Origin of the sequence: Streptomyces sp. NPDC002044, assembly GCF_040296725.1 — a bacterium.
Classification (GTDB): domain Bacteria; phylum Actinomycetota; class Actinomycetes; order Streptomycetales; family Streptomycetaceae; genus Streptomyces; species Streptomyces antarcticus.
Genome location: NZ_JBEOXU010000207.1, coordinates 1 through 8505, shown reverse-complemented (window position 1 = coordinate 8505; position 8505 = coordinate 1). Strand labels below are relative to the sequence as shown.

6 protein-coding genes and 2 tRNA genes are annotated in these 8505 nt (G+C 71.5%); 7 read left to right on the top strand and 1 reads right to left on the bottom strand.

All coding sequences use genetic code 11. The annotated features are described in order from the left end of the window. Nucleotides 1-182: 182 nt before the first annotated feature. The 3 genes from ABT106_RS29585 to ABT106_RS29575 all read left to right on the top strand — a co-directional run bounded on the left by ABT106_RS29585 (nucleotide 183) and on the right by ABT106_RS29575 (nucleotide 2292). On the top strand, nucleotides 183-644 hold the full coding sequence (locus tag ABT106_RS29585) for a molybdenum cofactor biosynthesis protein MoaE (RefSeq protein ID WP_351283456.1): 462 nt from the start codon (nucleotides 183-185) through the stop codon (nucleotides 642-644). A gap of 192 nt (nucleotides 645-836) precedes the next feature. Next, nucleotides 837-1103: a hypothetical protein gene (locus ABT106_RS29580; RefSeq protein WP_351283461.1), complete on the top strand. Its 267-nt coding sequence runs from the start codon at nucleotides 837-839 to the stop codon at nucleotides 1101-1103. A 97-nt stretch (nucleotides 1104-1200) separates the two neighbouring features. Continuing rightward, nucleotides 1201-2292 carry a YlbL family protein gene (locus ABT106_RS29575; protein WP_351283454.1) on the top strand — a complete coding sequence of 364 codons (1092 nt, stop codon included), beginning with the start codon at nucleotides 1201-1203 and terminating at the stop codon, nucleotides 2290-2292. 33 nt (nucleotides 2293-2325) lie between these two features. On the opposite strand, the gene ABT106_RS29570 is transcribed toward ABT106_RS29575, so the two are convergent. Next, entirely contained in the window at nucleotides 2326-2895 is a 570-nt protein-coding gene (locus ABT106_RS29570; protein WP_351283451.1) for a PPA1309 family protein, read from the bottom strand. Between the two features lie 128 nt (nucleotides 2896-3023). Here ABT106_RS29570 and ABT106_RS29565 point away from each other — a divergent pair, with 128 nt between their 5' ends. The 4 genes from ABT106_RS29565 (at nucleotide 3024) to ABT106_RS29550 (ending at nucleotide 8380) form a co-directional block, all read left to right on the top strand. Then, entirely contained in the window at nucleotides 3024-5906 is a 2883-nt protein-coding gene (locus ABT106_RS29565; RefSeq protein WP_351283459.1) for a UPF0182 family membrane protein, read from the top strand. An 88-nt stretch (nucleotides 5907-5994) separates the two neighbouring features. After that, nucleotides 5995-6068 (top strand) — tRNA-Met (locus ABT106_RS29560). Between the two features lie 246 nt (nucleotides 6069-6314). After that, complete coding sequence (locus ABT106_RS29555; protein WP_351283448.1) at nucleotides 6315-8171, top strand: tetratricopeptide repeat protein; 1857 nt, start codon at nucleotides 6315-6317, stop codon at nucleotides 8169-8171. A gap of 135 nt (nucleotides 8172-8306) precedes the next feature. Next, nucleotides 8307-8380, top strand: a tRNA-Met gene (locus tag ABT106_RS29550). The last annotated feature ends 125 nt before the right edge of the window (nucleotides 8381-8505 follow it).

Below are 8505 nucleotides of genomic sequence, written 5' to 3'. Positions count from 1 at the left end.
GCCCGCAAGCGCCGCGGCATCTGACGACCCGCCCGGACCCGGCGCCCCGTGTCCGCCTCCCGGCCGGCGGGGCGGACACCGCCGCCACCGGCGGTTTCCTGTAGGAGACTCCCAGAGCGGGGGCCGGGCCCCGGGCGAATCGGCTATTCCGCCACGTCGGCGGCTAGGGCACGATGGAACCCATGGCACCGCACTTCGACCATCCCGGCGAGCAGGCCGCTCCGGACCCGATCCGCCTGCTCGCGATCCGTGAGACCCCGCTGTCGATCGACGAGGTGTTCCAGGCCGTCGGCGACGACGCGACGGGCGGCACGACGCTCTTCGTCGGCACGGTGCGCGACCACGACGGCGGGGCGGACGTCGACTCGCTCGGCTACTCCTGCCACCCGACCGCCGAGGCGGAGATGCGCCGCGTGGCCGAACGCGTCGTGGCCAAGTACCCGGTCCGCGCCCTGGCCGCCGTCCACCGTGTGGGTGACCTCGCCGTCGGCGACCTGGCCGTCGTCGTCGCCGTGTCCTGCCCGCACCGCGGCGAGGCCTTCGAGGCGTGCCGCATGCTGATCGACGACCTCAAGCACGAGGTGCCGATCTGGAAGCACCAGACCTTCGCGGACGGTACGGAGGAGTGGGTCGGCGCCTGCTGAAACGCGGCCGCGCAGGCCCGGCGGGCGCCCGCCGGGCCGATCGACGGACCCCGGACGGGGGACCGTCCGCGGGAGGGGGTAGCGTCGCACCCGTTCGGCCGCGCAACACGCCCTCGATTTGCGTAACCCCTCTCCGGGCACGAGCGTTGAAGCCACCAACGACACGCACATCCGGGGTAGGGAGGCACGCCCATGGCGTCACTGGCGTGGTTGCTGATTCCGCTGTCCGCCGCGATCGGAGCGGCGATATGGGGCAGCTGGGCGGCACGCGACCGTACCCAAGGCGACATATCGGAACTGGCCGGCTACGCGCGGTTCCGTGAGGCCATGGGCAGGACCGATGACGTGGGCGGCGCCGGTCGCGAGGGCAGGGCCGAACAGGCCGGCCAGGCGGAGCAGGCGGATCAGGCGAGGGTGAAGGCGCCGGCGCCGGCGCACTCCGGTTCAGACGCCGTCTGAGGCGTCCCGTGAGAATCCCCTGAGACTTCCTCGCCGGGCCCCCGTACGGCCCGGCCCCACGGGCCGCCCCACAGGCCCGTCCCGTACTGTCGGATCCATGCCACGCCGCACCGCGACGATGCTCGCCTCCACCCTCGTGCTGTTCGCGCTGCTCTGCGCAGGCGTCTTCATCAAGGTCCCGTACTCGGAGATGAGCCCGGGGCCGACGGTGAACACGCTGGGTGACTCGCACGGCGAGCCCGTGCTCAACATCTCGGGGCGCAAGACGTACCCGACCAGCGGTCACCTCAACATGACGACGGTCCGCGTCACCGGCGCGGACTTCAACATGAACCTGCTGGAAGCGGTGTACGGCTGGCTGGCCGACGACAACATCGTCGTGCCGCACGAGAACCTCTACCCCGACGGCAAGACGAACGAGCAGTCCACCCAGGAGAACGCCGAGGAGTTCAGTCAGTCGCAGCAGAGCGCCAAGGTGGCCGCCCTGAAGCAGCTCGGCATCCCGGTCACCGCCCGTGTGATCGTCTCCTCCGTCGTCAAGGACAGCCCCTCCGAGGGCCGGCTGCACGCCGGAGACGTCGTCAAGGCCGTCGACGGCACCCCCGTGACGGCCCCCGGCGACGTGGCCAGGCTCGTCACCAAGCACAAGCCCGGAGAGCCCGTCGAGTTCACCGTCGTGCCCGCCGCCGAGGCGGCCGAGGCGGCGAAGGCGAACCGCGAGCCCACCGGATCCGCCAAGATCACCATCACCGCGGGCAAGGCGCCGGACGACGGCCACGCGATCGTCGGCATCCGGGCCGGCACCGATCACACGCTGCCGTTCGCCATCGACATCAAGCTCGCCGACGTCGGCGGCCCGAGCGCCGGCCTGATGTTCGCCCTCGGCATCGTCGACAAGCTGACCCCCGAGAACCTGACCGGCGGGAAGTTCATCGCCGGCACCGGCACCATCGACGACGCGGGCAAGGTCGGCCCGATCGGCGGCATCCAGATGAAGACCATCGGCGCCCGCCAGGCCGGCGCCCGGTTCTTCCTGACGCCCGCCGAGAACTGCGCCGCCGCCGCCCGCGAGGTCCCCGACGGGCTGACGCTGGTCAAGGTCTCCACCATCGGCGACGCCACGGCCGCCCTGGAGAAGATCGGCAAGGGGGACACGGCCGGGCTGACGCGCTGCGACGCCACGCCCTGACCGGGTCCCCGCCCGCCACGAGAAGGCCGCCCGCTACGAGAAGGTCGCGGCCAGCGCCTCGGCCAGCCCGGGCACAAGGCCCCCGCCGGTGAGCACCTCGGTCGAGGAATCCTTCTCCCGCAGCCGTACGGCCGACTCGCGGGTGCCGTCGCGCAGCACGGCCACCGTGAGACGGACCTCCTGGCGCTCCGGGTGACCGGCGACCCACCGGGAGAGCTGCTTGTCGTTCAGCCCCTCCGGTACGGACGCCTCCGCCGACGGCGGCAGCATCAGCCGCTCCACCGTCAGGGCGCAGCCGACGACCGCGTCCGGCCAGGCGATGGTGCCGAGGAACGTGTCGAGCGGGGTCCCGGCCGGGACCTCGTCCTGCTCGATCGGGGTGAGGGAGGACTTGCCGGCGTCGTCCTGGTCGAGACCGAGCTGGCCCGCCAGGCGCGGCTCCTGCTTCTTGAGCCGGGCGGTGTCGACGAGCGCGAACAGCCGGGCGGGCTTGTCCCAGCCGAGGCCGGCCGCGTACTCGTCGATCTCGAGACAGGCACGGGTGAGCGGGCTGGCCGCCATGGGAGTGCCGGGGGAGGGAGAAAGGTTGGACATGGGCAACATCCTGCCTCCTTTCCACCGGATACCGGGAACTGACTAAAGCCTCAGTAAGTTCAATGAGTGGGCCCTACGATCGGGGGCCCGTTCATTACCAGACAGCGACTTTCGAGGTGCGCACCTTGGCTTTCCAGATGCCGGACCGCGGCGGAGGCCCTTCGGGGCCACGGATGAGAGTCGGCCGCCCGTCCCGGCGAGCCCGCACTCTCCTCATGACCCTGGGCGTACTGGCCGTCCTGGCCATGCTCTTCATCATGTTCGCGGGCTTCTGGACGGACTGGCTCTGGTTCCGCTCCGTGAAGTACTCCAGCGTCTTCACCACCACGCTGTGGACCAAGATCGGGCTCTTCGCCGTCTTCGGCCTGCTGATGTCGGGCGCCGTCGGATTCAACATCTGGCTGGCCCACCGGCTGCGGCCGCCGCTCAGCGCGATGTCGATGGAGCAGCAGAGCCTCGACCGCTACCGGATGAGCATCGCCCCGTTCAAGAAGTGGCTGCTGCTGGGCATCGCGGTGCTCGTCGGCCTCATCGCGGGCGCGTCGGCGGCCGGCCAGTGGAAGACCTGGCTGATGTTCGTGAACGGGGTGGCCTTCGGACAGAAGGACCCCCAGTTCAACCTGGACGTGTCGTTCTACACCTTCGACCTGCCCTGGTACCGCTTCATGCTCGGCTTCGGCTTCGCCGCGGTCGTGCTGTCGGTGATCGCCGCGGCCGTCGTGCACTACCTGTACGGCGGACTGCGCGTGACCAGCCCGGGCGCCCGGGCCACCGCCGCGGCGACGGGGCACCTGTCGGTGCTGCTCGGCCTCTTCGTGACCCTCAAGGCGGTCGCGTACTGGCTGGACCGGTACGGCCTCGCGGTGAAGTCCAGCGACTTCAAGGCCGCGGACAACTGGACCGGCCTGCGGTACGTCGACGCCAACGCCTACCTGCCGGCCAAGACGATCCTCGTCGCCATCGCCGCGATCTGCGCCGTCCTGTTCTTCGCGACGCTGTGGCGCCGTACCTGGCAGCTGCCGGTGATCGGCTTCGGCCTGATGGTGCTCTCGGCGATCCTGATCGGCGGGCTCTACCCGGCGATCGTGCAGAAGTTCCAGGTCCAGCCGAACGAGCAGGCCAAGGAATCCCCGTACGTCCAGAAGAACATCAAGGCCACGCGCGACGCCTACGGTGTCGCCGGCTCCGAGGTGAAGGACTACCCCGGCGTCCCGGCCGCGGGGACGGACAAGGCCAAGCTCCGCCAGGCGGCCGACACGACCGCCAGCGTGCGCCTGCTCGACCCGAACATCGTCTCGCCGGCGTTCCAGCAGCTCCAGCAGGTCAAGGGCTACTACGCCTTCCCGTCCACGCTCGCCGTGGACCGGTACAGCGGCCAGGACACGGTGATCGGCCTGCGCGAGCTGAACATCGGCGGCATCCCGAAGAACAACTGGATCAACGACCACTTCAAGTACACGCACGGCTACGGCGTGGTCGCGGCCAAGGGCACCACCGTCGGTGACCAGGGCGCTCCGGACTTCACCCAGTCCGACCTGCCCTCGAAGGGGATGTTCGGCACGGACTTCGAGCAGCGCATCTACTACGGCGAGCAGACGAAGCAGTACTCGATCGTCGGCGGACCGCAGAAGGAGCTCGACTACTCGGACGACCAGGGCGAGAAGGAGACCAGCTACCAGGGCAACTCCGGCGTCAGCCTGCAGAACCCGATCAACCGGGCGGCCTACGCGCTCACCTTCAGCGAGCCGCAGATCCTCTACTCCGGAGCCATCGGCGACGGCTCGCGCATCCTGTACAACCGCACGCCCAAGGAGCGCGTCGAGGCCGTCGCCCCGTGGCTGACCATCGACGGCGCCCCGTACCCGGCGGTCGTCGACGGCAAGGTCAAATGGATCGTCGACGCCTACACGACGACCAACGGCTACCCCTACGCCTCGCGCACCACGCTGGGCCAGAGCACCGCGGACTCCCTCACCAACAGCCAGCGCGCGGTGGTGGCCCAGGAGAACCAGGTCAACTACATCCGGAACTCGGTGAAGGCCACCGTCGACGCGTACGACGGCACGGTCGACCTGTACCAGTGGGACACCGAGGACCCGGTCCTGAAGACCTGGATGAAGGCGTTCCCGGGCACGGTGAAGCCCAAGAGCGACATCTCCAAGCCGCTCATGGACCACCTGCGCTACCCGCAGGACCTCTTCAAGGTCCAGCGCGAGCTGCTGACCCGCTACCACGTCACCGACCCGCAGACCTTCCTCAGCGGCAGTGAGGCGTGGGCCGTCCCCGACGACCCGACCACCAAGGCCGGCACGGCGGTCCCGCCGTACTACCTGTCGATGAAGATGCCGGGCCAGACGGAGAAGGACCAGGTCTTCTCGCTCACGACGACGTTCACGCCGAACGAGCGGGACAACCTGAGCGCCTTCATGGCGGTCAACGCCGATCCGGGCACCCCGGACTACGGCAAGATCAGCCTGCTGAAGCTGCCGACCAGCAAGCCGGTCGACGGCCCCAAGCAGGTCCAGAGCAAGTTCCAGTCCGAACCGAAGATCGCCGAGTCCATCCGCCTCCTGCGGGGCGGCGACTCCGAGGTCGAGTACGGAAACCTGCTCACGGTCCCGCTCGACGGCGGCATGCTCTACGTCGAGCCGGTGTACGTGCGCAGTTCGGGTCTGAAGTACCCGCTGCTGCGCAAGGTGCTCGTGACCTACGGCGGCCAGACCGCCTTCGAGGACACGCTGGAGAAGGCGCTGAACGTGGTCTTCGGGGCCGAGGCCCCGACGGTCCCGGTCCCGCCGAACCAGCCCCCGGGCGAGGGCACCGTCACCCCGCCCGTCATCCAGGACCCGACGGTCAAGGCGGCCCTCGGTGACGCGCAGAAGGCCATCGAGGACGCCGAGAAGGCCAGGCAGGCCGGCGACTGGACCGCCTTCGGCAAGGCGCAGGACGACATCAAGGCGGCCCTGAAGCGGGCGATCGACGCGGAGGCCAAGGTGACGGCACCGCAGCCGAGCGGCTGACCCGTACGGTCCGGCCGCGCGGCGCCCCCGCGCGGCCGGACCGTCGGTACGGGACCGTCCCGCGCCCGTGGTACTGTTTGTCTACCGACGCGGGGTGGAGCAGCTCGGTAGCTCGCTGGGCTCATAACCCAGAGGTCGCAGGTTCAAATCCTGTCCCCGCTACTGAAAACGAAGGCCCGGATCCATGGGATCCGGGCCTTCGTCGCGTCCGGGGCCGCTCGCGGTCCGCAGGCGCGGTCCGTTCGTGGTCCGCGGGGGAGGTCCGGGGGGACACGCGGGTCGCTGAGACGGGTGAGTTGGGGGTGGAGCGTGTTTGACTTGGCTATCTGTGGGCATGTCGACAAAACGCTGTAGTGACCTCACTGGCTGCGACATACCAGGTGTACGCGGGTAGCAGGTGATGCGACGATGGGATTTATGGGGGACAGGTCAACTCTGCTGGAGACAGGGCGGTTTGTGAGGGCGGAGGCCGAGCCGGATACGGGAGCCGGCGAGACGGTTCCCGCTGTCAACGCGCAGACCGTACTGACCGATGCGGATTTCGCGGAGGACATGTTCGCCGAGACCGACGCGGCGAGCGACGCCGAGCTCGAAGCCCGGCACCGGGTGGCCGCCGACAAGGGCGACCCCGGCGCCATGAGCGTGCTCGGCGCCCTCCTGCTGCGCCGCGGCGACCTGGACGGGGCCGAGCCCTACCTGCGCGGGGCGACCGGCGAGGGCGACCGGGCCGCCGCCAACAACCTCGGCGTGCTCCTGCACCAGCGGGGCTACCCGGAGGAGGCCGCCGGCTGGTGGCGGGTCGCCGCCGTGGCCGGATCCGCTCCGGCCGCGCACGCCCTGGGCCGCCACTTCCGCGAGCGCGGGGACGAGCCCGCCGCCGAGTACTGGATGCGCCAGGCGGCGGAGTCCGGCCACGCCCTGGGGGCGTACGGGCTGGCCGACCTGCTGGAGCACCGCGGGGACAAGGGCGTCGAGCGATGGTTCCGGGCCGCCGCGGAGCAGGGGCACCGGGAGGCCGCCTACCGGCTGGCACGCCACCTGCGCAAGGGCGACCCCGCCGAGGCCGAGCAGTGGTACCGGCAGGCCGCCGCGCGCGGGCACCGCCGGGCCGCGCTCCACCTGGGCGCACTGCTGGAGGCGCGCGGGGAACTCAAGGAGGCCGGGCGCTGGTACCTCACCTCCGCCAAGCAGGGGGAGGCGCGGGCCGCGTGCGCCCTCGGTTTCCTGCTGCGCGACGCCGGCGACGAGGAGAGCGCGGTCGCGTGGTGGAACCGGGCGGCGCGGGACGGCGACGGCAACGCGGCGAACGCGCTGGGCGCGCTGCACGCCGCGCGCGGGGAGACCCAGACCGCGGAGCGCTGGTACCGGTCCGCGATGGACGCGGGCGACCAGAACGGGGCGTACAACCTCGCTTTGCTGTGCGTCGCGCAGGACCGGACCGCGCAGGCCGAGCAGTGGTACCGGCGGGCCGCGTACGCGGGGCACCGGGAGGCGGCCAACGCGCTGGCCATCCTGCTGCTGCAGGGCGGCGACGCGGCGGGCGCCGAACCGTGGTTCTCCAAGGCGGCCGAGGCGGGCAGCGTGGACGCCGCGTTCAACCTCGGCATCCTGTTCGCCAGCCGGGACGAGGACCGTACGGCCCTGAAGTGGTACGAGCGTGCCGCGTCGGCGGGGCACACCGACGCGGCGCTCCAGGTGGGGATCGCGCTGGTCCGCGACGGCGAGGAGCGGGCCGCCGAGCGGCACCTGCGGTGCGCGGCGGGGGGCGGGAGCGCGGAGGCGGCGTTCCGGCTGGCATCGCTGCTGGAGTCGCTGGCCCCGCCGCCGGAGCCGCTGGCGCTGGGCGAGTCGGCGGGCGGCGCGGAGCGGACCGAGAGCGAGGAGTGGTACGAGCGGGCCGCCGAGCTGGGGCACCGCCGGGCGCAGGTGCGGGTCGGCATGCTCGCCGCCGCCCGCGGTGACCTGGCGGTCGCCGCGCGGTGGTACCGGGAGGCGGCCGAGGCCGGCTCCCGCAACGGGGCGTTCAACCTCGGGCTGCTGCTGGCCCGCGAGGGCAGCGAGCCCGAGGCGGCCCTGTGGTGGACCCGCGCGGCGGTCGCCGGGCACGGGCGGGCCGCGCTGCGGCTGGGCCTGCTGGCGGCCCGGCACGGGGACCTCGCGGAGGGCCAGAAGTGGTGCGTACGCGCGATGGAGCTGGGCCCCGCGGAGGTCTCGGAGCGGGCGCGCCGCCTGCGGGAGGCGCTGGCCGAGGAACTGTCGGCCTGAGCCGCCGCCCCGCCCCGGCCCGCTTCCACGCGGTGTGGGGCGGGGCGGGCGGTGGCCCGCCGGGTGGGCCCGGGGCCCGGCCGGTCAACGGATTTGCATCTGCCGTCCGCGTCCCCGTAGAGTCAGGTTTACCGACGCGGGGTGGAGCAGCTCGGTAGCTCGCTGGGCTCATAACCCAGAGGTCGCAGGTTCAAATCCTGTCCCCGCTACTGAAGGCCCGAGGCCCGGATCCCATGGATCCGGGCCTCGAGTCGTTTCCGGCCGCACATTCCGCCGGAGTGGGGGGGGGGGCGGGCGGGGCGGGAGAGCACCCCGCAGAACACCACGCACACAA